At 68.5% G+C, this 25,215-nt stretch carries 25 protein-coding genes and 1 riboswitch; of the genes, 19 read left to right on the top strand and 6 right to left on the bottom strand.

The window, feature by feature from the left end:
* Positions 1 to 6: 6 nt before the first annotated feature.
* From ACXPWS_RS27220 to gloA2, 6 genes are all read left to right on the top strand, one after another.
* Positions 7 to 1,251 carry an aspartate aminotransferase family protein gene (locus tag ACXPWS_RS27220; RefSeq protein WP_458709632.1) on the top strand — a complete coding sequence of 415 codons (1,245 nt, stop codon included), beginning with the start codon at positions 7 to 9 and terminating at the stop codon, positions 1,249 to 1,251.
* The gene (locus ACXPWS_RS27215; protein WP_458709631.1) at positions 1,248 to 1,640 is read left to right on the top strand and encodes a YybH family protein; all 393 of its coding nucleotides are present in this window, start codon (positions 1,248 to 1,250) and stop codon (positions 1,638 to 1,640) included. Before ACXPWS_RS27220 ends, ACXPWS_RS27215 begins: the two co-directional genes overlap by 4 nt.
* Positions 1,641 to 1,745: 105 nt before the next feature.
* Positions 1,746 to 3,110 carry an HNH endonuclease signature motif containing protein gene (locus ACXPWS_RS27210; protein ID WP_458709630.1) on the top strand — a complete coding sequence of 455 codons (1,365 nt, stop codon included), beginning with the start codon at positions 1,746 to 1,748 and terminating at the stop codon, positions 3,108 to 3,110.
* A gap of 40 nt (positions 3,111 to 3,150) precedes the next feature.
* Positions 3,151 to 5,232 carry a phosphate acetyltransferase gene (gene pta, locus ACXPWS_RS27205; RefSeq protein ID WP_458709629.1) on the top strand — a complete coding sequence of 694 codons (2,082 nt, stop codon included), beginning with the start codon at positions 3,151 to 3,153 and terminating at the stop codon, positions 5,230 to 5,232.
* Entirely contained in the window at positions 5,229 to 6,344 is a 1,116-nt protein-coding gene (locus ACXPWS_RS27200; protein ID WP_458709628.1) for an acetate kinase, read from the top strand. The genes pta and ACXPWS_RS27200 overlap by 4 nt, the downstream gene beginning before the upstream one ends.
* Before the next feature lie 2 nt (positions 6,345 to 6,346).
* Complete coding sequence (gene gloA2, locus ACXPWS_RS27195; protein ID WP_458709627.1) at positions 6,347 to 6,733, top strand: SMU1112c/YaeR family gloxylase I-like metalloprotein; 387 nt, start codon at positions 6,347 to 6,349, stop codon at positions 6,731 to 6,733.
* Here gloA2 and ACXPWS_RS27190 read toward each other — a convergent pair.
* From ACXPWS_RS27190 to glnX, 3 genes are read right to left on the bottom strand one after another with little or no spacing between them, the layout of a single operon-like run.
* Complete coding sequence (locus ACXPWS_RS27190; RefSeq protein WP_458709626.1) at positions 6,730 to 9,009, bottom strand: serine/threonine-protein kinase PknG; 2,280 nt, start codon at positions 9,007 to 9,009, stop codon at positions 6,730 to 6,732. The two genes, gloA2 and ACXPWS_RS27190, sit on opposite strands and share 4 nt — an antisense overlap.
* The gene (locus ACXPWS_RS27185; protein ID WP_458709625.1) at positions 9,009 to 9,971 is read right to left on the bottom strand and encodes a glutamate ABC transporter substrate-binding protein; all 963 of its coding nucleotides are present in this window, start codon (positions 9,969 to 9,971) and stop codon (positions 9,009 to 9,011) included. The genes ACXPWS_RS27190 and ACXPWS_RS27185 overlap by 1 nt, the downstream gene beginning before the upstream one ends.
* Positions 9,971 to 11,287, bottom strand: coding sequence for a protein kinase G-activating protein GlnX (gene glnX / locus ACXPWS_RS27180; protein ID WP_458709624.1), 1,317 nt, complete (start codon positions 11,285 to 11,287; stop codon positions 9,971 to 9,973). Before glnX ends, ACXPWS_RS27185 begins: the two co-directional genes overlap by 1 nt.
* 122 nt (positions 11,288 to 11,409) lie before the next feature.
* Here glnX and ACXPWS_RS27175 point away from each other — a divergent pair, with 122 nt between their 5' ends.
* Positions 11,410 to 11,892 (top strand): NUDIX hydrolase, encoded by a 483-nt coding sequence (locus tag ACXPWS_RS27175; protein ID WP_458709623.1) that lies wholly within the window; start codon positions 11,410 to 11,412, stop codon positions 11,890 to 11,892.
* Here the strand turns inward: ACXPWS_RS27175 and thiE are convergent.
* Complete coding sequence (gene thiE / locus ACXPWS_RS27170; RefSeq protein ID WP_458709622.1) at positions 11,882 to 12,517, bottom strand: thiamine phosphate synthase; 636 nt, start codon at positions 12,515 to 12,517, stop codon at positions 11,882 to 11,884. The two genes, ACXPWS_RS27175 and thiE, sit on opposite strands and share 11 nt — an antisense overlap.
* A 64-nt stretch (positions 12,518 to 12,581) precedes the next feature.
* Positions 12,582 to 12,693: riboswitch (TPP riboswitch) on the top strand.
* Here thiE and thiO point away from each other — a divergent pair.
* From thiO to ACXPWS_RS27110, 12 genes are all read left to right on the top strand, one after another.
* Positions 12,682 to 13,674, top strand: a complete 993-nt coding sequence (gene thiO, locus ACXPWS_RS27165; RefSeq protein ID WP_458709621.1) for a glycine oxidase ThiO — start codon at positions 12,682 to 12,684, stop codon at positions 13,672 to 13,674. It overlaps the preceding riboswitch by 12 nt.
* A 7-nt stretch (positions 13,675 to 13,681) precedes the next feature.
* Entirely contained in the window at positions 13,682 to 13,879 is a 198-nt protein-coding gene (gene thiS / locus ACXPWS_RS27160) for a sulfur carrier protein ThiS (RefSeq protein WP_458709620.1), read from the top strand.
* 49 nt (positions 13,880 to 13,928) lie between these two features.
* Positions 13,929 to 14,636 (top strand): thiazole synthase, encoded by a 708-nt coding sequence (thiG, locus tag ACXPWS_RS27155; RefSeq protein WP_458713712.1) that lies wholly within the window; start codon positions 13,929 to 13,931, stop codon positions 14,634 to 14,636.
* Positions 14,633 to 15,391, top strand: coding sequence for an SGNH/GDSL hydrolase family protein (locus tag ACXPWS_RS27150; protein WP_458709619.1), 759 nt, complete (start codon positions 14,633 to 14,635; stop codon positions 15,389 to 15,391). Before thiG ends, ACXPWS_RS27150 begins: the two co-directional genes overlap by 4 nt.
* Positions 15,388 to 16,284: an ABC transporter ATP-binding protein gene (locus tag ACXPWS_RS27145; protein ID WP_458709618.1), complete on the top strand. Its 897-nt coding sequence runs from the start codon at positions 15,388 to 15,390 to the stop codon at positions 16,282 to 16,284. The genes ACXPWS_RS27150 and ACXPWS_RS27145 overlap by 4 nt, the downstream gene beginning before the upstream one ends.
* A gap of 50 nt (positions 16,285 to 16,334) precedes the next feature.
* Positions 16,335 to 16,991 (top strand): ABC transporter permease, encoded by a 657-nt coding sequence (locus ACXPWS_RS27140; protein WP_458713711.1) that lies wholly within the window; start codon positions 16,335 to 16,337, stop codon positions 16,989 to 16,991.
* Between the two features lie 25 nt (positions 16,992 to 17,016).
* Positions 17,017 to 18,519: a M28 family metallopeptidase gene (locus tag ACXPWS_RS27135; protein WP_458709617.1), complete on the top strand. Its 1,503-nt coding sequence runs from the start codon at positions 17,017 to 17,019 to the stop codon at positions 18,517 to 18,519.
* Positions 18,516 to 19,910 carry a M28 family peptidase gene (locus ACXPWS_RS27130; RefSeq protein ID WP_458709616.1) on the top strand — a complete coding sequence of 465 codons (1,395 nt, stop codon included), beginning with the start codon at positions 18,516 to 18,518 and terminating at the stop codon, positions 19,908 to 19,910. Before ACXPWS_RS27135 ends, ACXPWS_RS27130 begins: the two co-directional genes overlap by 4 nt.
* Before the next feature lie 10 nt (positions 19,911 to 19,920).
* The gene (locus tag ACXPWS_RS27125; protein ID WP_458709615.1) at positions 19,921 to 20,193 is read left to right on the top strand and encodes a hypothetical protein; all 273 of its coding nucleotides are present in this window, start codon (positions 19,921 to 19,923) and stop codon (positions 20,191 to 20,193) included.
* Positions 20,194 to 20,469: 276 nt separating this feature from the next.
* Positions 20,470 to 21,558 carry a type III polyketide synthase gene (locus ACXPWS_RS27120; RefSeq protein WP_458709614.1) on the top strand — a complete coding sequence of 363 codons (1,089 nt, stop codon included), beginning with the start codon at positions 20,470 to 20,472 and terminating at the stop codon, positions 21,556 to 21,558.
* Between the two features lie 5 nt (positions 21,559 to 21,563).
* On the top strand, positions 21,564 to 22,058 hold the full coding sequence (locus tag ACXPWS_RS27115; RefSeq protein ID WP_458709613.1) for an isoprenylcysteine carboxyl methyltransferase family protein: 495 nt from the start codon (positions 21,564 to 21,566) through the stop codon (positions 22,056 to 22,058).
* A gap of 10 nt (positions 22,059 to 22,068) precedes the next feature.
* Positions 22,069 to 23,103: an NAD(P)/FAD-dependent oxidoreductase gene (locus ACXPWS_RS27110; protein ID WP_458709612.1), complete on the top strand. Its 1,035-nt coding sequence runs from the start codon at positions 22,069 to 22,071 to the stop codon at positions 23,101 to 23,103.
* On the opposite strand, the gene ACXPWS_RS27105 is transcribed toward ACXPWS_RS27110, so the two are convergent.
* Both ACXPWS_RS27105 and ACXPWS_RS27100 read right to left on the bottom strand, forming a co-directional pair.
* On the bottom strand, positions 23,084 to 24,355 hold the full coding sequence (locus tag ACXPWS_RS27105) for a uracil-xanthine permease family protein (RefSeq protein WP_458709611.1): 1,272 nt from the start codon (positions 24,353 to 24,355) through the stop codon (positions 23,084 to 23,086). The two genes, ACXPWS_RS27110 and ACXPWS_RS27105, sit on opposite strands and share 20 nt — an antisense overlap.
* A 17-nt stretch (positions 24,356 to 24,372) precedes the next feature.
* On the bottom strand, positions 24,373 to 25,215 hold the full coding sequence (locus tag ACXPWS_RS27100; RefSeq protein ID WP_458709610.1) for a hypothetical protein: 843 nt from the start codon (positions 25,213 to 25,215) through the stop codon (positions 24,373 to 24,375).

The raw sequence follows: 25,215 nt of genomic DNA, 5'->3' as shown, positions 1-25,215 counted from the left end.
ACGACTATGGCATTTTCCAACATCATGGATTCCAACAGCTATCAGGGCGGTCGGCAGGACGACCCCCTGATAGCCGCCAGGGATCGGATGCTGGGCCCGGCGTACCGGCTGTTCTACGAACGGCCGGTACACCTGGTTCGGGGCCAGGGCACCCGGCTCTACGACGCCGACGGAAACGATTACCTGGATGCCTACAACAACGTCGCCAGCGTCGGGCACTGCCACCCGCACGTCGTCGCGGCGGTGACCCGGCAGCTGGGTCTGCTCAACACTCACACCCGGTATCTGCACGACGGGATCGTGGACTACTCCGAGCGCCTGCTCGCGACCTTCCCGGACGAAGTCGATCAGGTGATGTACGCCTGCACCGGGTCGGAGGTCAATGACCTGGCGCTGCGGGTGGCGCAGACCTACACCGGGGCGACCGGCGTCATCATCACTTCCGACGCCTATCACGGCAATACCGCTGCGGTGACCGCGATTTCGCCGTCGATCGGCGGGGCGGCCATGGTCGGTGCACACGTCCGCACCGTTGATCCCGGCCTGGCCGGCGTGCCTGCGGCGATCGCCGACCTGCAGGAGTCCGGGCTCGGGGTGAGCGCGCTGATCGTCGACACCATCTTCTCCTCGGATGGCATCTATCCGGATCCGTCCGTGCTCGCGCCCGCGGTCGCGGCGGTGCGTGCCGCCGGCGGGGTGTTCATCGCCGACGAGGTACAGCCGGGATTCGGGCGTACCGGGGAGGCCATGTGGGGATTCGAACGTCACGGCGTGGTGCCCGATCTGGCCACCATGGGTAAACCGATGGCCAACGGACTGCCGGTTGCCGCGATGGCGGCCCGCAGTACCGTCCTCGGCGAATTCGCCAGGGGAATACCGTATTTCAACACCTTCGGGGGCAACCCGGTGTCGATGGTGGCGGCGGCTGCGGTGCTCGACGTGATCGAGGACGAGAAGCTGGTCGCCAATGCCTTGGAGGTGGGCACCGCACTGCGCGAGGAGCTGACCCGGCTGGCCGCCGGGCATCCGGCCATCGGCGAGGTGCGCGGGGCCGGGTTGTACATCGGCGTCGAGGTCGCCACTAGGGACGATGCCAAGCGTATGGTCAATGCCATGCGGGAGCGCCGGGTGCTGATCTCGGTCTGTGGGGCGCACGGCAATGTTCTCAAAGTGCGTCCCCCGCTGGTGTTCTCGATGGCCGACGTGGACCGCTTCTGTACCGAGTTCGAGGGGACGCTGGCGCAACTGTGAATTCCGAAGACGTCCTCGCCGCCGCCGATCACCTGATCGGGGCCTTCGCCGCGACGGACACCGCGGGGTACTTCGCGTGGTTCAGCCCGGATGCGACGTTCGTGTTCCATCCCGAAGATGCCCGCCTGAACGACCGCGCCGAGTACGAGGCCCTGTGGGCCGGCTGGCTGGCGGCCGGCTGGCGGGTGCGCTCGTGCACCAGCAGCGACCAGCTCGTCCAGTTGTACGGCGACGTCGCTGTGTTCACCCATACGGTGCGCACCACCACCGCCCAGAACGGCATCGAGACCACCTCCGATGAGCGGGAGACGATCGTGTTCGTCCGGGACGGTGACCGGCTGGTTGCCGTGCACGAACATTTGTCGCCGGTTCCCGCGGTCGACGACTAGGCCGTTTGTCAATCCCCAAACCCGTTGTCCACCTTGATCTGTGGATGAATCGGTGACTGTGGATAACGTCGGGTTTTGTCGGTGTCTCGTACTAATGTTCGATTCATGGAGGGCGTCGGCGATCTTGCGGCCATGGTGGACAAACTGTCCGCGGCCGCGTTCGATGACGCCACGGTGGCCGAATTGCTCGAGGTGCAGTCGGCCCTGGAGCAGGTCTACCGACGCATCCCGGCGGTCCAGCATCAGGTGTTGGCGGCGGTCAAGGCTCAGTCCAGCCCCGGCGAGTTGGGGATCCGCAGTTGGGCCGACGTGTTGTCGATCAGGTTGCGGGTCTCGCACACCGAAGCCTGCCGGCGCCTCGCCGAGGGTGAGCTGCTCGGGCCGCGCCGCGCGCTGACCGGTGGAGCACTGGAGGCGGTGTATCCGGCGACGGCCGCGGCGTTGGCGCGGGGCGAGTTGACCGCCGAGCACGTCCGCATCATCACCACGACCATGAAGAAGATCCCATTCCAGGTCGATGACCAGGGCCGTACCGAGGCCGAAGTGACGCTGGCGGCGGTTGCAGCCACCCAAACACCGGAAGGTTTACGCCGCGCTGCGCGGTTGCTGCTGGAGTTGCTGGACCCCGACGGACCCGAACCCAACGACGACGACTCCGCCGACCGAAGAGAGCTGCTGCGGGGGCTGTTCCTGGGGCCACAGGACGCCGACGGGATGTCGGAGTTCCGGGGCAGGATCACCCCCGAATTCCGGGCCTACCTGGAGCCGTTGTTCGCCAAGCGCGCCGCCAAGGGCATGTGCAACCCCGATGACGTGCAGCCGTGCACCACGGGCACGCCGTCAAGCGTGGCGGTGGCCGCCGACACCCGCAGCCTCGGCCAACGCCAACACGATGCGCTGATGACCCTGGCCCGTACCGCCCTGGCCTCAGGAGACCTCGGCGAGCACAACGGCCTGCCCGTCAGCGTGGTGGTCAGCACCACCGTGAACCAACTGCAGGACGCCGCCGGGGTGGCCCGCACCGGAGGGGGATCGGCCCTCCCGATGCGGGACCTGATCCGCCTTGCCAGCCACTCCTACCTGTGGCTGACCGTCTTCGATGACGCCACCGGCATACCTCTCTATCTGGGACGGACCAAGCGCATCGCTTCACAGGGCCAACGCATCGTCCTCTACGCCCGCGATCGTGGCTGCACATTTCCCGATTGCTCGATCCCGGCTTATCTGTGCCAGACCCATCACGCCGTCACCGACTTCGGTGCCGGCGGGGGAACCGATATCGACAACGAGACCCTGGCCTGCGGTCCCCACAACCGCCTCGTCAAAGAAGGCGGCTGGCGCACCACCATCAACCCCACCACCGGCCGCGCCCATTGGCACCCGCCCCCACTACTGGACACCGGCCAAGACCGAACCAACCACCACTTCCACCCCGAGGAACTCCTCGGGGACGATGCCGATGACCCGTGACGAGTTGGCTCAGCATCTGTGATTTGGTTGGCTCTTACCCATGGCCCCAGAGTCAGCGGCATCCGCGATCTACATCGCCTCCCCCGAAGGGGACACCGGCAAGTCCACCATCGCATTGGGCATCCTGGCGCGGCTGGCGGCCACCGTCGCCAAGGTGGGGGTGTTCAGGCCGATCGCCCGCACCGAGGGGGAGCGGCGCGACTACATCCTGGAACTGCTGCTGGCCCGCACCACCGCTGGGCTGAGCTACCAGGACTGCGTCGGGGTCAGCTACCAGCGCCTGCACGAAGATCTGGACGGCGCCATCGCCGAGATCGTCGAGCGCTACCACCATGTGGCCGACAAGTGCGATGCCGTCGTCATCGTGGGCAGCGACTACACCGATGTGGCCAGCCCCAGCGAGCTGGCGGTCAACGCCCGCATCGCCGTCAACCTGGGTGCTCCGGTGGTGCTGGCGGTACGCGCGTCGGATCGGACCCCGGTCGAAGTCGCCCAGGTGGTGGAACTGTGTCTGGCCGAACTGACCGCCCAGCACGCGCACACCGCGGCGGTGGTGGCCAACCGATGTGACCCGACCCAGCTGACCGAAGTGGCAGCCGCCCTGGCCCCGCTGGCGCCGAAAAGCTATGTGCTGCCAGAGGAACCGCTGCTGGTGGCGCCGTCGGTCGCCGAACTGCGGGATGCGGTGCACGGCATCCAGACCGGCGGTGACGAGGCGCTGCTGCACCGAGAGGCCCTCAGCGTGCTGGTAGCCGGGATGACCGCCGAACACGTGTTGGAACGGCTGAAAGACGGCATGGCCGTCATCACCCCCGGTGACCGCTCCGATGTGGTGATGGCGGTGATGGGCGCGCACGCCGCCGAGAACTTCCCGTCGCTGGCCTGCCTCATTCTCAACGGTGGACTGGAATTGCATCCGGCGGTCGCCAAACTCGTCGACGGACTCAAGCTGCGGTTACCGGTCATTGCCACCGAATCGGGCACCTACGACACGGCGCGGGCGGTGGCCAAGGCCCGCGGACGGGTGACGACGGCCTCCACCCGCAAGATCGACACGGCGCTGGCGCTGATGGAGATGCATGTTGATGTCGCGGATCTGCTTGCCCAGCTTGCGATTCCGATACCCGAGGTGATCACCCCGCAGATGTTCACCTATCAGCTGCAGGACAGGGCCCGCAACGACCGTAAACGCATCGTGCTGCCCGAGGGTGACGACGATCGGATTCTGCGTGCAGCGGGCCGGCTGCTGGCGCACCGGGTGGCCGATCTGACCATTTTGGGCGACGAGTCCGCGGTGCGGGCCCGCGCCGCGGAACTGGGTGTCGACCTCGACGGTGCCCAGGTGCTCGACCCGCGCACCAGCGAGCTGTGTGACCAATTCGCCCGGCAATACGCCGAATTGCGGCGCAAGAAGGGCATCACCGTCGAACAGGCCCGCGAGATCATCCACGACGTCTCATATTTCGGCACCATGCTGGTGCACAACGACATGGTCGACGGCATGGTGTCGGGCGCTGCGCACACCACCGCCCATACCGTGCGGCCGGCCTTCGAGATCATCAAGACGCAGTCGGGGGTCTCCACGGTCTCCTCCATCTTCCTGATGTGTCTGGAGGACCGCGTGCTGGCCTACGGCGACTGCGCGATCGTGCCCGACCCGACCTCGGAACAGCTCGCCGATATCGCGATCTCCTCGGCCGGCACCGCCGCCCAGTTCGGCATCGAGCCCAGGGTCGCCATGCTGTCCTACTCCACCGGCACCTCGGGTACCGGAGTTGACGTCGACAAGGTCAGGGCGGCAACGGAACTCGTGCGTAAGCGGGATCCGAATCTGCTGGTGGAAGGTCCCATCCAGTACGACGCCGCGGTCGAACCGTCGGTGGCGGTCACCAAGATGCCGGACTCGCCGGTCGCCGGCCGGGCCACCGTGCTGATCTTCCCGGACCTCAACACCGGCAACAACACCTACAAAGCGGTGCAGCGCAGTGCCGGGGCCATCGCCATCGGACCGGTGCTGCAGGGCCTGAACAAACCCGTCAACGACCTCTCCCGGGGTGCGCTGGTGGAGGATATCGTCAACACCGTGGCGATCACGGCGATCCAGGCGCAGGGTGCGAAGTGAAGATCCTGGTACTGAACTGCGGCTCGTCCTCGATCAAATATCAAGTCCTGGAGCCCCATTCTGGGGAATCCGTATGCAGCGGCCTGATCGAACGGGTGATCGACTACAGTGCCGCACTGCAGGAGGTCTTCGACGGCCTGACGTCGGCGGGGGTGCACACCGACGAGCTGGCGGCGGTGGGGCACCGGGTGGTGCACGGCGGACGCCGCTTCTACCAACCGACCGTAATCGACGACGAGCTGCTGGCCAGGCTCGACGAACTGGCCCCGCTGGCTCCGCTACACAATCCGCCGGCGATCCTGGGGATCCGGGAAGCCCGAAAGTTGCTGCCCGGTCTGGCTCATGTCGCGGTGTTCGACACCGCGTTCTTCCACGATCTGCCCGCGGCTGCGGCGGAGTACGCCATCGACCGCGAGATCGCCGAGAAGTGGCACATCCGGCGCTATGGCTTCCACGGCACGTCCCATCGGTACGTGAGCGAACAGGCGGCCCTGTTCCTGGACGCACCGCTGGACTCACTGAATCAAATTGTGCTGCACCTGGGTAACGGCGCCTCGGCATCGGCCATCGCGGGTGGCCGGCCGATCGACACATCGATGGGCCTGACCCCGATGGAGGGACTGGTGATGGGCACCCGATCCGGCGACCTGGACCCCGGCATCATCATGTACCTGAACCGCACCGCCGGAATGACGGTGCAGGACATCGAAACCATGCTCAACCGCCGGTCCGGTGTCTTGGGCTTGGGCGGACAGACCGATTTCCGGGAGTTGCACAAGCAGATCGACGCCGGTGACGCGGACGCACGGCTGGCGTACGACGTCTACATCCACCGGTTGCGAAAGTACGTCGGGGCCTACCTGGCGCTGCTGGGCCGCGCGGACGTCATCACGTTCACCGCCGGGGTGGGGGAGAACGACGCCCTGGTCCGACGGGACGCCCTGTCCGGATTGTCCGCGCTCGGAATCGAACTCGACGAGGCGCTCAACGCGGCGCCCGAGCGGGGAGCCCGGCGGATCTCGGTGGACAAGTCGCCGACCACCGTGCTGGTGATCCCCACCAACGAGGAACTCGCCATCGCCAGGGCCTGCGCGACAGTGCTGGAGGCGTAGCCGTGCGGATCGAAGGCATTCACCACGTCGCGGTGATCTGCTCGGATTACCAGGTGTCCAAACGGTTCTACACCCAGACGCTGGGCCTGCCGGTGATCCGCGAGGTGCACCGCGCCGAGCGGGATTCCTACAAACTGGATCTGGCCCTGCCCGGCGGCGCGCAGATCGAACTGTTCTCCTTCCCGGACCCGCCGCCGCGACCCAGCCGGCCCGAGGCCCAGGGCCTGCGGCATCTGGCGTTCTCCGTCGGTGACCTCGACGACGCGGTACGCGAATTGCAATCCAAAGGCGTTGCCGTGGAACCGGTCCGCGTAGACGAACACACCGGCCGCCGATTCACCTTCTTCAAGGATCCCGACGGCCTGCCGCTGGAACTCTACGAACGTTAGAACGTGCTCATCGGCCGCACACTGTTGGCCAGGTCGACCAGCGCATAGCGGTGCGCCTGGGTGGGCGCCACCCTGGCCAGGCTGCGCAGCGAGGCCTCCACCCCCAGTTGCAGGCCGTGCTGGGTGAATGGGAAACCCAGAATGTGGTTGGTGCTGGCCGTGTTGTCGGCCAGCCAGTCCATCGCGGTGCCCAGCACCAGGGCACGGATCTGCAGCACGCGCGGTTCGCCCTCGGGCAGTGCCTCCACCCGCCGCGCGGCGTCCCGGATCTGCCGTTCGGACACCTCGTTGATGGACCGGCCGGACAGCAGCGTCACCGCACTGGTCAACCGCGCCGTGGTGAAATGCCTTGAGGTGGCGGGCACCAGGTCCAGGGTGCGGACGGCATCGTCGCGGTCGCCGTCCGCGGACTGGGCACGGGCCAGCCCGAAACCGGCGGAGATGACGCCGTTGTCGGTACGCCACACCGTGCCGTAGAACTTGCGTTCGTCGGCGGTGCCGGCCAGTTCGGCGGTCGCGGCCAGTGCCACCTTCGGTGCCAGCTCGCCGGGCAGCGTGTCGAGCACCTCGGTGAAGTACTTGGTGGCGGTGTCATAGTCGGCGGTCAGCAGCGCCGCCACCCCGCGAAACCAGGTCAACCGCCAACGCCAGCCGATCCGCTCGGCCAGGTCCTCCAGTTTGCGGGTGGCCTTGGCGACGTCGCCCAGATCCAGCAGGGCGCGCACCTCCATCAGCGGCAGTTCCACCGACTCGGACAGGTCGATGCCCTCGGAGTCCAGGGTGCCGTGCCGGGCGGAACGCAGCGAATCCAGGGTCTGCACAGGCTGACTGAGCACCGTGGCGGACAAGATCGGCGCGCCGACGTCCGCCGGGTCCACCAGCGGCACCTGCAGTGCTTTGACGATCTCCGGTGCCGTCAGCTTCGCCGAATGTACCTGCCCGTCCAGATAGACGTCGGTGTGCGCGACCAGCAGATCGACCCCGAACGTGGACCTGGGCGGGCTGAACACCGTCGACAGGCCGGGCCGCGGCACCCGGGAATCCTGGGCGACCACCTCACGCAGCACGCCGAGCAACTGACTGGACATCTCCTCGGCGCTGGTGAACCGCCGCCGCGGATCGGGGTCGATGGCGCGGTGCAGCAGGCGGCCGAACGAGTCATAGGAGGCCAGTACCGGGTCGTCATCGGGCACGCCGTCGACGTAACGGCCCCGGCGGGTGCGCAGGTTCAAAGTCAGCGCGGCCAGGGTACGGCCGACGGTGTAGATGTCGGTCTGCACCGTCGGCCCGGTACGCACGATCTCCGGTGCCTGGTAACCCGGTGTGCCGTAGAGGAATCCGAACGAATTGATCCGCGACACCGCGCCGAGGTCGATCAGCTTGAGCTGCTCCTCGGTGACCATGATGTTCTCGGGTTTGAGATCGTTGTACACCAGACCCAGCGAGTGCAGGTAGCCGAGCGCGGGCAGGATCTCCAGCATGTATGCAATGGCCTGCGCGACAGGTAGTTTGGCGCCTTTGCGCTGCTTGAGTGACGTTCCGCCGACGTACTCCATCACGATGTAGCCGACCGGATCGCCCTGCTTGTCGTCGTGTTCGACGAAGTTGAAGATCTTCACGATCGCCGGGTGGGTCACCTCGGCCAGGAACTGGCGCTCTGCCATCGCGGTGGCTTGGGCCTCGGCGTCACCGGAATGCACCAGGCCTTTGAGCACCACCGGCCGGTAATTCACATTGGTGTCGAAGGCCAGGTACACCCAGCCCAGGCCGCCGTGCGCGATGCAACCCTTGACCAGGTACTGGTCCACCACCATGTCGCCCGGACTGAGCTGGGGCAGAAACGAATACGCGCTCCCGCAATAGGGGCAATTGCCCTCGGACTGCGCCGGACCGTCCTTGGACGCGCGGCCGACCGGTTTACCGCAGTTCCAGCAGAACCGTTTCCGCTCGGCCACCACCGGATTGGTCATCAAGGCGGCCAGCGGGTTGCGTTCGGTCACCCGTGGGATCTCGACGAGGCCACCGCCGAGCCGCCGGATCGGGGACCGCGGCCGGGTCGCCGGCGTCATGGAATCGGTCGGTTCGGTCGATGCGGCACCGTCGGTGGACCGGGTGGTTTTCTCGGTGTCGCCGAAGTCCGGCCGATACACCGCCTGGGTGGCCATCGGCCGTGCCGTCGCCACGGAGTCGTCGTCCTGGAAGTCCTCCAGGTCGGCCAGGCTGGCCGGCCGGGTTCCCGGGCCTTCGGTGTCGGGGCCTGCGTCGGGGTCGGTCATCAGTCCACGTACCTCGCCACCGGAGGTGCCGGAGCGGGGCCGAGCACCGTCAACCATTTGCGGTACAACGTGTTCCACGTGCCGTCGCGCCGGATGCGTTCCAGGGTGCCGTTGACGAAGCGGACCAGACCGGGGTTCTCCTTGCCGATCCCGATGCCGTAGGGCTCCTCGGCCATGCTCGGGCCGACGATGTGCAGGTACGGGTCCTGGCTGACCAGACCGGCCAGGATGGTGTCATCGGTGCTGACCGCGTCGACCTGGCGTTGTTGCAGCGCCACCAGGCAGTCCGCCCAGGTCACCGTCTCGACGATGACCGGCGGCGGGTCGATCTGTTTCACCCGCTCCAGCGAGGTGGTGCCGGTCGCCGCGCAGACCCGCTTGCCCGCGAGATCCTTGGCTTGCCTGATCTGCGAATCGCGCGGGGCCAGGATGCGCTGGTTGGCCGACAGGTACTCGGTGGAGAACGCCACCAGCTCCTTGCGTTCGCAGGTGATGCTCATGGTCTTGACGACGATGTCGACCTGGTCGTTCTGCAGGGCGGTCAGCCGGTCGGCCGAGGACAGGATGCGGTACTCCACCTGCGACGGGGTGCCGAAGATGTCGCGGGCCACCTCACCGGCGATATCGACGTCGAAACCGGTGATGGTCCCGGTGATGGGGTCGCGGAAGGCGAATAGGTTGCTGCCGATGTCCAGCCCGACGATCAGCCTGCCGCGATTGCGGATCTTCTCCACGGCCTCGTCGGCCTGTCTGCGGTCGAGGAACGGCCGCAGGCTGGCGGTGCGGTCACAGTGCTCGTTGGCCGGGACCGGGTCCGGTGCCCGATCGGGTGCCAGTTGCTGCATGCCGGCCGGCGTGGGTGGGGCCAGCGTCACCTCCGGCAGCGGGGCGGCGGGGGCGCTCTGGGAGCAGCCCGCGAGCACCAGCACCGCGGCGAACAGAACTGCGCGTTTGTCGACCACTAGCGGTACTCACTCAGTCGGGGCCACAGGCCCAGCGCGACGGCGATCGCCGCGATCACGCTCAGCGCCGCAGCGCCGAACGTCGCCCCGGACAGCACCCGGCGGGCGTTGAGGATATCGGTGCGCAGTTGATTGCGGCTGTCGGCGATGCCCTTGGTGAGCGCCTCGTCGAGCTTGCCGAAGGCGGGGGTGGAGTCGTCCTCGCCGGTGCCGAGGGCCACCTGGGTGGCGGCCTGGTAGTCACCGACGGCGATATAGGCGTTGATCCGGTCGTCGGCGGCGCGCCATTTGCGCAACAACTGCTCGGCGTCGGCGAGGTCGCCCTTGTTGTTGTCATCGCTGCTCAGGTAGATCGACAGTTGCTGCTGCATGGCATCGATGCGCTGGTAGTAGGACTGTTTGCGGACGTCCTCGTCACCGCGGCGCACCAGGGCCAGAGTCTCGTCGGCGCGGGCCTGCTGCGCGGTGATCGCCATCGTGGTGACCGTCTTGAGCGATTGCGCCGCAGTATTTTTCGCACTGCGACTGTCGGTGGTCGAGATGACCAGTGCGGTACCCACCCAGACCACCATAATCAGCACCGCCAGTCCGCCCGCGACGAAACCGATGTTCACCCGCCGCCGGGTTCGCCGGGCCAGCCAGCGGTTGGCGAACAACCCGAACAGGATCGTCACGGTGACCACGACGATGACCGACGCCGGGATCCGCGCCGAAGCGGCGGTCTCGGCGTCCACGCGCGAGGAGGTCGCCTCGTAGAGCCGCTGGGCGTCGGGCAGGATCTGGGTCTGCATCAGGGCCGACGCTTCGGACAGATACGACGAACCGACCGGATTTCCGGCCCGGTTGTTGGTCCTGGCCGTCTCCACCAGGCCGGTGTAGACCGCCAGCTCCGCGTTGACCCGGCCGAGCACCTGGATCATCGGCTCATCGGTCAGCCCGCTGGACGCTCGGGTGACGGCCACCGAGGCATCGGTGATGGCCTGTTCGTAGCGCTTGCGGACATCGCTGGGTTCGGCGCCGGCGATGAAGGCGGTGGCCGCCGCGGCGTCGGCCACCGACAGCGTGGTGTACAGCTGGCCGGCGGCGAAGGACAGCGGCTCGGTGTGGTTGAGCACGGTGGTCAGCGCCTGCTGGCGGTCGTTGACGGTCTTGGACGTCGCGAACGCGCACGCGATGACGAGTGCGGACAGCACCATGCCGATGGTGAGGATGCGCCCCGGTGTGGTCCACAGGAACCACCATCGGGGGTGCGCCGGGGCGGCCGGCGACCGTGACGCCAGCGGTTCGGTCGACGGATGCGCCAACTCCACGGTCACGGGTTCGCGGACCTCCCTCCAAGGCGATTAATGAAAGTCTAAGAGAGATTGGTGTGACGTGTGGGAATTCCGAGCTCACACTGCGTGGCCAAAAGTCGGCACGGGTTCCCTATTGTGAATCTGTGCGTGGCGACGGTGACGGCTGGGTGATGTCCGACGGCGGTGCGCACTTCTGGGGCCGCCATGGTGCGGCCGGGTTGCTGCTGCGGGCGCCGGGCCCGGGCGGCGCGGCCGCCGTGCTGCTCCAGCATCGCGCTCCGTGGAGTCATCAGGGCGGCACCTGGGGGTTGCCCGGGGGCGCCAGGGACAGTCATGAGTCGGTCGAGGAGGCCGCGGTCCGGGAGGCGCACGAAGAGGCGGGGCTGACGCCGGATCAGATGACGGTCCGGATCACCGTGGTCACCCACGAGGTGCCGGGTTGGTCGTACACGACCGTCATCGCCGACGCCGTCGAGATGTTGGTCACGACGCCGAACCGGGAGAGCTCGGAATTGCGCTGGGTGGCCGAGGACGAGGTGACCGGCCTGCCTTTGCACCCGGGATTCGCGGCCAGCTGGGACCGGCTGCGCACCGTGACCGCGACCCTCCCACTGCTCAGGCCGTGAGCGCGGATTTGAGGTGACGCGCGGCGGCCTGCGGGTCGTCGGCCTCGGTGATGGCGCGCACCACCACGATCCGCTGGGCCCCGGCGGCCAGCACCTCGGGCAGCCGGTCGGCGTCGATACCGCCGATGGCGAACCACGGCTTGTCCGGTGCCAACGCGGCGGTGTGCCGGACCAAGTCCAGGCCGGGGGCCGGTCTGCCGGGTTTGGTGGGGGTGGGCCAGCACGGCCCGGTGCAGAAGTAGTCGACGGCTTCGTCCACGGCGGCCGCCACCTGCCGCACGTCATGGGTGGACCGGCCGATCACGGGATCGGTGCCGATGATGGCGCGGGCCACCTCCAGCGGAAGATCGTCCTGCCCGAGGTGCAGCACGTCCGAACCCGCCGCCCGCGCCACGTCGGCCCGGTCGTTCACCGCCAGCAGCGCGCCGTGCCTGCGGGCGGCATCTCCCAGGATCTCCAGCGCTTCCAGCTCTTGGCGGGCTTCCAGGCCCTTGTCCCGCAACTGGATGATGTCCACGCCGCCGGCCAGTGCGGCGTCGGCGAATTCGGCGAGATCGCCCCGGGCCAGCCGCGCGTCGGTACAGAGATACAGCCGGGCGTCGGCGAGACGCGTACGTGGATCCACGTGCCGACATTAACGGGCGCGAGATCGGCGGGGCGAAGTGGAAACCATCGGGCCGAGTAGGCTGGGCAGCCGACACGGGAGTCCCGGGACCGGGACTGAGAGTGGGCCAATTGCCGGCCCTGACCGTTACACCTGATCCGGGTCATGCCGGCGAAGGGAGAGGGATGTCTGAACGCTCACTGGCAGTGATCGGCGGCGGAGTCATCGGACTGTCCGTGGCGCGGCGGGCAGCCCAGGACGGCTGGTCGGTTCGGGTACACCGCACCGACGCCCATGGTGCGTCCTGGGTGGCCGGCGGCATGCTGGCCCCGCACAGCGAGGGCTGGCCCGGCGAGGATGCCCAGCTGGCTCTGGGCCTGGAATCGCTGAAACTGTGGCACACCGGCTTCCTGGACGGACTGCCCGAGGACGTGGTGACGGCGCGTGAATCGCTGGTGGTGGCGGTTGACCGGGCCGACGTGGCCGACCTGCGCACCGTCGCGGATTGGCTCTTGGCGCAGGGGCACCCCGTCACGGCGACGACCGCCGCCCGCGATATCGAGCCGCTGCTGGCTCAGGGCATCCGGCACGGTTTCCGCGCCGAGACCGAACTGGCGGTGGACAACCGCAGGCTGGTCGAGGCGTTGCAGTCCGCGTGTGCGGCCGCGGGCGTGCAATGGGCGCCACCGGTCACCGACCTGGCCGACGTGCCCGGGTTGCGGGTGATCGCCAACGGGATCGACGCCCCGGCACTGTGGCCGGGCCTGCAGGTGCGTCCGGTCAAGGGTGAGGTGCTGCGACTGCGATGGCGTAAGGGGTGTATGCCGGTGCCGGACAGGGTCATTCGAGCCCGGGTGCACGGCAGGCAGGTGTACCTGGTGCCCCGCGTCGACGGTGTGGTGGTCGGCGCCACCCAGTACGAGCACGGCCGGGACACCGCGCCGGTGGTCACCGGGGTGCGTGATCTGCTCGACGACGCGTGCGCGGTGATACCGGCGCTGGGGGAGTACGAACTGGCCGAGTGCGCCGCCGGACTGCGGCCGATGACACCCGATGGGTTGCCCGTGGTCGGCAGACTGGATGAACGCACGCTGGTGGCCACCGGTCACGGCCGCAACGGTTTCCTGCTGGCGCCGTGGACCGCGGAGCGGATCGCCGCCGAACTGGCCGGGTGTTAGGAGCACGATGAAATTGCTGGTCAACGGCGAACAGGCCGAGGTGAGAGACGACATCACCGTCGAAGAACTGGTGGGTGAATTGGGCTTTCCGGACAAGGGCATCGCGGTGGCTGTCGATTGGGAGGTGCTGCCGCGTTCGGCCTGGCACACCGTGCTCTGCGACGGTGCCCGGGTGGAAGTGGTGACGGCGGTGCAGGGTGGCTGATTACCCGAAGCTCACCATCGCGGGCCGTGAGTTCAGTTCGCGGCTCATCATGGGCACCGGCGGCGCGGCCAACCTCGCCGTGCTTGAGGAGGCGCTGATCGCCTCCGGCACGGAACTGACCACGGTGGCGATGCGCCGCGTCGACGCCGACACCGGCACCGGGGTGCTTGATCTGCTCGGCCGCCTCGGTATCACCCCGCTGCCCAACACCGCGGGTTGCCGCGGCGCGGCCGAGGCGGTGCTCACCGCCCGGCTGGCGCGCGAGGCACTCGGCACCGAGTGGGTGAAACTCGAAGTCATCGCCGACGAGCGCACGCTGCTCCCCGATGCCATCGAATTGGTCAGGGCCGCAGAACAACTGGTGGACGACGGGTTCGTGGTGCTGCCCTATACCAATGACGATCCGGTGCTGGCGCGCCGGCTGGAGGACACCGGCTGCGCGGCCGTGATGCCGCTGGGATCGCCGATCGGGACCGGGCTGGGCATCGCCAACCCGCACCACATCGAGATGATCGTGGACCGGGCCGGAGTTCCGGTAATCCTGGACGCCGGCATCGGCACCGCCAGTGACGCCGCGCTGGCCATGGAACTCGGATGTGACGCCGTGCTGCTGGCCACCGCCGTGACCCGGTCCGCCGACCCGCCGGTGATGGCCGCGGCGATGGCCTCGGCCGTCAACGCCGGCTACCTGGCCCGGCGCGCCGGGCGGATCCCGAAACGGTTCTGGGCACAGGCTTCCAGCCCGGCCGCTCCGTGAAACGCTATGTGGCGCTGGGCAGCTCGATGGCCGCCGGCCCCGGTATCACGCCGCACGCCGCCGGGGCGCCCCGGCTGGCCATGCGCTCTGCGCGCAACTACCCGCATCTGGCCGCCGCGCGGCTCGGGCTCGACCTGATCGACGTCACGTACTCCGGCGCCACCACCGCGCACATCCTGACCGAATGCCAGCACGGCGCGCCCCCGCAGATCGAGGCACTCGACGGTTCCGAGTCGCTGGTGACGGTGACCGTCGGCGGGAACGACGTCGGCTACGTGCCGCTGCTCAGCGTGGCCGCACTGCCGTCGCTGCTGCGCCGGATGACCCCGGTCGGCGACCTGTTCGACGAAGCCGCGCGCGACGCCGCACTGGCGACGGTGCGCGACGCGCTGGTCCGGGTCGGCACCGCCATCCGGGAGTGTGCGCCGGGAGCGTTGGTGGTGTTCGTCGACTACCTCACCCTGCTGCCCGCACCGGACACCACGCCACCGCCGCTGCCCGCGGAACTGTTCGCGCTCGGCCACCGCGTCGCCGACGGTCTGGAGCGGGCCACCGCGGAGGCCGCCGCGGAGACCGGTTGTCACCTGGTGCGCGCCGCGGCCGCCAGCCGGGAACACCATCCCTGGTCGCGGGAACCCTGGACCACCAGGCCGAGCTGGATCGTGCTGCCACTGCCCGGCCGTGGCCCCGCGCCGCTGCACCCCAATGCCGCGGGCATGCGCGCGGTCGCCGACCTGGTCGTAGAGGCCGTGTGATCCAGCTAACCGGACTCACCAAACGCTTCGGCCGCACCACCGCCGTCGACGACCTCACCTGCACGGTCGAATCCGGGGTCGTCACTGGGTTTCTCGGGCCCAACGGGGCCGGCAAGTCGACCACCATGCGGATGATCCTCGGCTTGGACCGGCCGACCGCGGGCACCGCGACCGTGCTGGGCCGGCGCTACCACGAGCACACCCATCCGCTGCGGACGGTCGGCGCGCTGCTGGACGCCCGGCAGGTGCACCCGAACCGGTCGGCCCGCGCGCATCTGCGCTGGATCGCCGCCAGCAACCGGATCCCGGCCGCCCGGGTGGACGAGGTGCTGGAGACCGTCGGGCTCACCGACGTCGCCGGTAAACGCGCCGGGGCGTTCTCGCTGGGAATGAGCCAACGCCTCGGTATCGCGACCGCCCTGCTGGGCGACCCGCAGGTGCTGCTGTTCGACGAGCCGGTCAACGGCCTGGACCCCGAAGGCATCCGGTGGGTGCGGACCTTCATGCGCTCGCTGGCCGCCGAAGGGCGCACCGTATTCGTCTCCAGTCACCTACTCGCCGAGATGGCCAACACCGCCGACCGGCTGGTGGTGATCGGCCGCGGCAAACTGATCGCCGCCACCACCATGGACGAGTTCGTGGCCTCCGCGGTCGACGTTCTGGTCCGCAGCCCGCAGGTCGACCGACTGGCCGAGGCGCTCATGGCCGAAGGCATCGAGGTCATCCGCGACGGCGCCGCGCTGCGGGTGCGCGGTGTGCCGACCGAACGAGTGGGCGACCTGGCCGCCCGGCACGGCGTCACCCTGCACGAGTTGACGGCGATGCGGGCCTCACTGGAGGAGGCGTACCTGAACCTCACCGCCGACACCACCGAATACCGGGCGGGCGCGTGACCATCTTCAGCGAGTACCTCAAACTGCGGACCACCCGGTCTCCGCTCTGGATGGCGCTGACGGTGGTGGTGCTCAGTCTCGGCCTGGCCGCCATCCAGGCCTACGCGTCCTACGGTCCGCTGGACCCCGATCGGGCCGCCCAGGGTGCCGCCACGTTCGGTGTTCCGGTACTGATGATCCTGTCTGCGCTGACCGTCACCGGCGAGTACCGCACGGCCATGATCCGCACCACGTTCCTGGCCACCCCGAACCGGGTCCGCGTGCTCGGCGCCAAAGCTCTTGTCGCCGCGGTGTTCTCCGCAGCGGTGACACTGCTGGCCACGCTGGGTTCGATCCTGCTGGCTGCCGGGGCGTCGTTGTCGGGTGTGCCGGCGTGGCGGACGGTGGGCGCGGTGACGCTGTATGCGGCCCTGGGCGCGGTGTTGGCCGTCGGCCTGGGCGCCGTGGTGCGGCACAGCGCGGCCGCCATCGCCGTGCTGCTGCTGGCGCCCTTCGTGGTGGAACCGCTGCTGGGAGTGACACCCCGGCTGGGCGCGCGCCTCGGCCCGCTGTTGCCGTTCACCAACGCCAACGCGTTCACCGGCGTCACCTGGATCCAGAGTTTCACCATGTGGTGGGGTCCGGCGGGTTCGGCGTTGTACTTCGCCGCCGTGGCCGCAACGGTCTTCGCCGTGGGCGCCGTGGTGGTGACGCGGCGGGATGCCTGACGGCCGTCCGCTACCGTGGGGTCCTATGCGGCTCAGATCACACGCGGCCATCGCCTTCGTCTCCGTCGCCGCAGTCCTGGCCGGGTGTGCCCACGCGCCCGCACCGCAACCCACCGCCGTCCCGCCGAGCCCGGCCACGCCGGCTTCCGACTACGCGGGCACCGTTCGGGACCGGGTCACCGCCGACGCCATGCTGGCCCACATGAAGAAGCTGCAGGAGATCGCCGATGCCAACAACGGCACCAGGGCGATGGGCACTCCCGGATACACGGCAAGTGTCGAGTTCGTGGCGAACATGCTGCGGGACAAGGGCTTCGACGTGCAAACCCCGGAGTTCGAGGTCCGGCTGCCGTTCGCCGAGGAGCCGGTGCTGACGGTGTCGGGAGCCAAGGTGACCGCCAAGCCGTTCAACTACACCATCGGCACACCGGAGGGCGGTGTGCGCGGACCTCTGGTCGCCGCGCGGGCCGACGACACTCCGGGATGCGCGGAGTCGGACTACGACGGCCTGCCGGTACAGGGTGCGCTGGTGCTGGTCGACCGCGGCTCCTGTCCGTTCGGCGACAAGCAGGCCGTCGCCGCCAAACGCGGGGCGGTGGCCCTGATCGTGGCCAACAATGTCGACGGCGACGAATTCGGCGGCACCCTCGGTGAAACCACCGACGTGTTGATCCCGGTGATCAGCGTGAGCAAAGCCGACGGAGCCCGGCTACGCGCCGCCCCCGGTCCGGCGAGTCTGACGCTCAAGGCCGGTGTCAACGTCGACCGCACCCGCAACGTCATCGCCCAGACCAAGACCGGGTCGCCGTCGGATGTGGTGATGGTGGGCGCTCACCTGGACAGCGTGCCGGAAGGGCCCGGCATCAACGACAACGGGTCGGGTACCGCGGCGGTGCTGGAAACCGCGCTGCAGATGGGCAGTTCGCCGAACGTGCGAAACGCCGTGCGGTTCGGGTTCTGGGGCGCCGAGGAGCTCGGCCTGCTGGGCTCCAGCAATTACGTGTCCACCCTCGGTGTCGACCAGCTCAAAGACATTTCGCTGTACCTGAACTTCGACATGCTCGGCTCACCCAATCCCGGCTACTTCACCTACGACGGTGATCAGTCCCTGCCGCCGGCCAAGGACGGCGACGTGCCCAGGGTGCCGGAGGGGTCCGCCGGTATCGAACGGACGCTGGTGGCCTACCTCGACGGTGCAGGTAAGCCCGCCCGGGACACCTCGTTCGACGGAAGGTCCGACTATGACGGGTTCACCAAGGCCGGAATCCCTTCCGGTGGACTGTTTTCCGGCGCCGAGGAGAACATGACCGAGGAGCAGGCGCAGCTCTGGGGCGGCAAGGCCAACCAGCCGTTCGATCCGAATTACCACAAGGCCACCGACACGCTCGACCACGTGGACCGCACCTCGCTGGAGATCCAGGGCAAGGGCGTCGCCTACGCGGTGGGGCTGTATGCCCAGGATCAGAGCGGCCGCAACGGGGTTCCGGTCCGCGACGACCGCACCCGGCACACTGTGTCGGCCTCATGAGGCGGCGCCTCACCGTCCTGGCGTGTACCGTCCTGGCCCTGAGCGCCTGCTCGTCGGCCCCGCCGCCGCCGGAACCGTTCTCACCGCACGAGCTGGCGGGCAAGGTGACCGCCGATGCGATGTATCCGCACCTGCTGAAGCTCGGCGAGATCGGCAGCCGTGAGCCCGGTACGCCCGGCTATGACGCCGCCGTGGACTATGTCGCGGGTGTGCTGCGCGACAAGGGTTTCGACGTGCAGACCCCGGAGTTCGAGTGGCTCAAGACCGGCGATCCGGGGGCGCCGACGCTGGAGGTGGCCGGTCAGCGCTACCCCGTGGACCAGGGTTCGCCGCTGGCCCCCACCGCGGCGGGCGGGTTGAGCGCATTGAGCGTCCGCCCGGCCAAGCCGTCGGGCTGCGCCACCGCGGACTACCGCAAAGCCCGCGCGGCGCTGGTGATCGTCGATGCCCTGGGATGTTCGGTGGTGGACAAGCAGAACGCGGCGGTGGCGGCGGGGGCGGCCGGCCTGCTGGTGGTGGCCACCGACGGTGTGCCCGGACTGTTCCCGCTGGGTTACTACCAGCAACTCAAGGTCCCGGTCGCGATCATCGACCGGGAGGTGGACGCCGCCCTGCGCCGCACCAACTCCCCGGTTCGGTTGACGCTGAACGGGAAAGCCAGCTTGGCGCGCTCCCGCAATGTCATCGCACAGACCCACACCGGGGCCACCGGGAACGTGATCACCGCCGGTGCCCAATTGGACAGCGCGCCGGGCAGTCCGGGCGTCAACGACAACGGGACGGGGGTGGCCGCGTTGCTGGCCACCGCGACGGCACTGGGGTCGAAACCGGCCGTGGCGAACGCCGTGCGGTTCGCCTTCTGGGGTTCGGAAAGTCTCGGTGCCGCAGCGAAATACCTGGCCGGCCTGGATGCCGGCCAACGTGACGACATTGCCCTGTATCTGGACGCCGATATGCTGGGCTCGCCCAACGCCGGCTTCTTCACCTACGACGGCGATCAATCGGGTGCGCCCAACCCCGACATCACCTCGGTCCCGGACGGTTCGGCGGGGGTGGAGCGCACCCTGGCCGGTTATCTCAATCTCGCCGGGGTGCGGCCCGCCGATATGCCGCTGGACCGGATCAGTGACTACAGCCCCTTCCTGGCCGCCGGTATCCCCGTCGGCGGCGTCACCACCGGCGCACTGCAGAAGAAGACACCGGTGCAGGCCCGGCTGTGGGGCGGCAAGGCCGGTGCGCCGTTCGACCCGAACACCGGTGGACCGCGCGACGGCATCGACAACGTCGACCGGCGCGCCCTGTCGGTCACCGGCCCGGCGATCGCGTTCGCGGTCGGCACCTACGCCCAGTCCACCGACGGCGCCAACGGCGTCCCGCATCGCGGATCCTGAAAGGAGTGCTGTGTACCTGCGCATCGATACCCGCACCGTCCCGCCGCACGTCGAGGTCTGCGAGCCGGAGGACTTCACCGCCTTCAAGGTCGTCGTGGTGACCGCGGCGCATTCGTGGGTGGATCCGGCCGACCTCAGCGCGCTCGCGGGCCGGACCGGGGACGCCGAATGGCAGCACAAACTCGCCGCGATGATCGGTTACGCGGAGTCCAAGGGCTGGACCGACGAAGCCGGCCGGATCCGCGCGCACGTCGAATTGGATGAGCAAGCGCGCGACAGCTGACACCCGCCAGGCACCCGGCCCATGTTGGCCGGCGGCGCCCTGGTAGCTGCACCTGCTCGACGGCCGGAGCCGATCTCACCCCGAAAAGGCTTGTTCGCACGCTGTTTTCGGGCGCACCCGGATTCGTCGGCTGCGATACTGGCATCGTTTGCTGTGCCGGACGTGGCTAACCTCGTGGCGGAAAGCGTTGGCGCGGTTGCGAGATCAGTTCGGATTCACAGCGCAATTCCAGGAAGCCGCATTGAACCGGATGAGGTAGCGCCCCGTGTGAAGGGCATGGGAACTAATGTCGCCGCAGTGTCCAGCTACAGCACCATCGCCGGAGTCCACGGCGTTCTTCCGCCTCATCGATACACCCAAGACGAGGTGACCGAAGCGCTGTTGACCTTTCCCGGCTATCAGGAACATGAGGAGATCGTTCGGGCCCTGCACAAGAGCGCCAAGGTGCAGAGCAGGTACCTGGTCCGGCCGCTGGAGGAGTATGCGCAACTCACGGATTTCGGTGAAGCGAACAACTTGTTCATCGAGCACGCCACCGACCTCGGGTGCGCGGCACTGTCCGGTGCGCTCGACGAGGCCGGCCTGCGGCCCGAGGACGTGGATCTGATCATCACCACCACGGTGACTGGAGCGGTGGTGCCGTCGCTGGACGCCCGCATCGCCGGCCGGCTCGGCCTGCGGCCCGATGTGCGCCGGGTTCCGATCTTCGGGCTGGGTTGTGTGGCCGGGGCCGCCGGGGTCGCCCGGCTCAACGATTACCTGCGCGGCGCCCCGGACAAGGTGGCGGTGTTGGTCTCGGTGGAACTCTGTTCGCTGACCAGCAAGCACCATCCGTCGATGCCGACACTGGTGGCCGGCGCCCTGTTCGGTGACGGCGCGTCCGCCGTGGTGGCCGTCGGGCGCGACGTGGCCGAACGGATGGACCCCACCGGACCCGATGTGCTCGACTCGACCAGCCACCTGTACCCGAATTCGCTGCATGCCATGGGTTGGGACATCGGCACCAAGGGTTTCGAGATAGTGCTGAGCGCCGAGGTGCCCGGATTCGTCGGCCGCTATCTCGGTGACGATGTCACGAATTTCCTTACCGGCCATGGTCTCACCATCGAAGACATCGGCACCTGGGTGAGTCATCCCGGTGGCCCCAAGGTCATCGAAGCGATCATCGATACGCTCGGGTTGCCGCCGGATGCGCTCGATCTGACCTGGCAGTCGCTGGCCGAGGTGGGCAACCTGTCCTCCTCATCGGTGTTGCACGTGTTGCGCGACACCATTCGCAAGCGGCCCGCTGCCGGCACGCCCGGCGTGCTGATGGCCATGGGGCCGGGCTTTTGCTCGGAACTCGTCCTGCTGCGCTGGCGCTGATCGCGATGCGCGGTTTTCTGACGCTGATCCTGCTGGTGGCCGTCGAGCGAGTGGCCGAACTGGTGGTATCCAAGCGCAACCTGGCGTGGAGTGTTGCCCACGGCGGCAAGGAATTCGGTGCCGGTCACTATCCGGTGATGGTGGCGCTGCACACCGGGCTGTTGGCGGGTGCCGTTGCCGAGGCGCGGCTGCGCAAGCGCCGATTCTGGCCCGCGCTCTGGGTGGTGCTGGCCGCGCAGGTCCTGCGGTGGTGGTGTATCACCACGCTGGGCAAGCAGTGGAACACCCGGGTGGTCGTGGTGCCCGGTGCCGCCCGTATCGACGGCGGTCCGTATCGCTATGTGCCGCATCCGAATTACGTAGCGGTGGTGGCCGAAGGGGTGGCACTGCCGTTGGTCGGTGGTGCCTGGGTCACCGCCCTGGTGTTCTCTTTCGCCAATGCGGTTCTGCTGCGCACCAGGATCCGTGTGGAAGACGAAGCACTCCGGAGCCTGCAGTGAGCGGCCCGTCGTGATCGACCTGCTCGTCGCCGGGGGCGGCCCGGCCGGGCTGGCCACCGCGGCGCACGCGGCTCGCGCCGGGCTGCAGGTCGTCGTCGTCGAACACCGCCGCGGCCCGATCGACAAGGCGTGCGGCGAAGGCCTGATGCCGCATTCCCTCGGCCATCTGCGGCGGATCGGCGTCGATCCCGACGGGCAGAGCTTCCACGGAATCCGTTACCTGGACGGCAAACACACCGCCGAGGCGCGGTTCACCCACGGCGCCGGACGTGGCGTCCGGCGCACCGTTCTGCACGCCGCGCTGTCCGAGGCGGTGGCCGCGGCAGGCGTGCGAGTCGTGCATGCCGAAGTCGGTGAAGTCACCCAGGATGCGGAATCGGTGTCGGCGGCCGGATTCCGGGCCCGGTACCTGGCCGCCGCCGACGGCCTGCACTCGCCGATCCGGCAGGGCCTCGGCCTGTCGGTGGCGGACGGACGGCGGTGGTCGCCGAATACGCCCCGCAGGTGGGGGATTCGGCGGCATGTGCAGGTGGCACCCTGGTCCGATTGTGTGGAGGTGTACTGGTCCCGCGACACCGAGGCATATGTGACGCCGATCAGTGCGGACTGCGTGGGCGTCGCGATTCTGAAGTCGACCCGCGGCGGCTTCGCCGAGCACTTGAAACAGTTTCCGGCACTGACGGACCGGCTCGACGGCCTGCCGCACGGTCAGGACAGGGCGGCTGGACCGCTGCGGCAGAAGGTGCGCGACCGGACCGCGGGGCGGGTGCTGTTGGTCGGCGACGCCGCGGGGTACGTGGACGCACTGACCGGGGAGGGAATGGGACTGGCCTTCGGCGCGGCCGAACTCCTGGTCGATTGCGTCGTCACCGGGCGCACAGCCGACTACGACCGGCGTTGGCGCGCCCTGACCCGGCGCTATCGGTTCTTGACGGCGGGGCTGTTGCACGCCAGCAGGTTTCGTCCGGTGCGCGCCACCATCACACCGGCATCGGCGGCGCTGCCCGGGATGTTCTCCCGCGTCGTCAACGCCCTTGGTGAATAGGCTCAAGGTGGCTGGGCGCGCCGAGTAGCCGCATCCCGTGGTACACCACCAGCGCCGCGATAGCCCCGAGCGCGATCCCGGTGAATGTCAAAGAGCCGATCTGCCAGGTGAAGTCGGCGATGCCGATGATCAACGGGATCGCCGCGGTCATCTGGTTGACCGGTAGCGAGAAGTCCACATGGTTGGTCAGCCAGATGCGGATGCCCAGCACCCCGACGAGCCCGTACAGCACGATCGTCGCGCCGCCGAGCACACCGGGCGGGACCGCCGAGATGGTCGCGCCGACCTTGGGGCACAACGACAGGACGATGGCCACCGCGGCGGCCACCCAGTACGCCGCGGTCGAGTAGATCCGGGTCGCCGCCATCACGCCGATGTTCTCGGCATAGGTGGTGGTGGCCGAACCGCCGCCGGCACCGGCCAGCACGGTGGCCACGCCGTCGGCGGCCAGCGCCCGGCCCAGCACCGGATTCAGATCGGTGCCGGTCATCTGGCCGACGGATTTGACGTGCCCGATGTTCTCGGCGACCAGCGCGATCACCGCAGGCAGGAACAGCGGCAACACGGACAGGTCGAACGACGGCGTCTGGAATTGCGGAAGCCCGATCCAGGGTGCGGCCGCGATGGCCGCGGTATCCACCTCGCCGAGGGCCAGCGCCAGCAGATAGCCGATCACCACGGCAAGGAAGATCGCCAGCCTGCCGATCATCCCCTTGAAGAACGCGAGCACACCGACGAGCAGCACCAGCGTCACGATGCCGACCAGCGGGCCCTTGTCGAAGTTGTTCTTTGCCGCCGGCGCCAGGTTGAAGCCGATGAGCGCCACGATCGCGCCCGTCACCACCGGGGGCAGGGACACGTCGAGCCAGTGCGTGCCGACCACGTGCACGATCCCGCCGATCAGGATGAGCAACAGACCTACCGCCACCAAACCGCCCAGCGCACTGCCTGTCCCGTGGGAGGCGACGGCCGCGGTGACCGGGGCGATCACCGAGAAGCTGGAACCCAGATAGCTGGGTAACCGGTTGCCGGTGATGAGCAGGAATGCGATGGTCCCCACACCCGAGAACAGCAGGGTGGTGGCCGGCGGGAACCCGGTGAGCACCGGCACCAGGAAGGTGGCACCGAACATGGCCACCACGTGCTGGGCGCCGATGCCGATGGTTCGCGGCCAGCTCAGCCGCTCGCCCGGCCCGACGACGAAGTTGCCGTCACCGGGGGCCTCGACATACTTCCAGCGCAGTGTGCTCATCTGCGGGATGTTAGCGGCTAACCGTCGACCGTTCCGAACATCGCCACCGCCACCGCGCCCGCCACGGCAGTGCAGAATGCGAGCACGACCAGCCAGTCGAACCCGGGCCGGGCGGTGTCGCCGAGCAGTACGACGCCGATGATGCCCGGTATCACCGTCTCGCCGACCACCAGTGCGGCCGCGGCGCCGTTGACCGACCCCAATTGCAAAGCGACGGTGAACAAATAGAAGCCACCCACCCCGGCGATGGCGACGGTCCACGCCGCCGGATCGGCAAGCAGCACGCCCGGCTGCAGTGGTTCGACACCGTCGGCGACCCGCACCGCCACCGACATCGTGCCGAACAGGATGCCGGCGACCAGGCCGGCCGGGATCGCGGCACGGGCGCCGAGGAACCGGATGAGCGCGGCCCCGCAGCCGAGGATGACCACGGCAGCGATCAGCAGTACCCAATGCAGACCGGGCGGGCCCGCACTGCTGCCGGTACCACCGGCGCCGAACCCGAGCACCAGCAGCGCCGCCACCACGGTTCCGATGGCCAGCCAATCCCTGCGCTGCAGACGCACATTGAGCACGAAGATGCCCATGACCGCGGTCACCACCAGGTTGGCGCTGATGATGGTCTGGGACAGAAACAGCGGTACCAACCTGGCCGAGACCAGGCTGCCGACGAAACCGAGCGCGTCGAGCACCATGCCCGCGAGGAACATCGGGGCCAATGCCGCGCGGATCGTCGAGCGCAGCGTCGGCCCGCCGGTCTGCGATGGGTCCCGGGTACTGCGTGCGCCATACGCCTGCAGCACCGAGGCCGTGCCGTAGCTGACGCAGGCCAGCCCCGCGACAGCGACACCGGCCAGCAT

It is taken from the genome of Mycobacterium sp. BMJ-28, from assembly GCF_054404835.1.
This window is presented reverse-complemented; position numbering and strand designations above follow the sequence as displayed.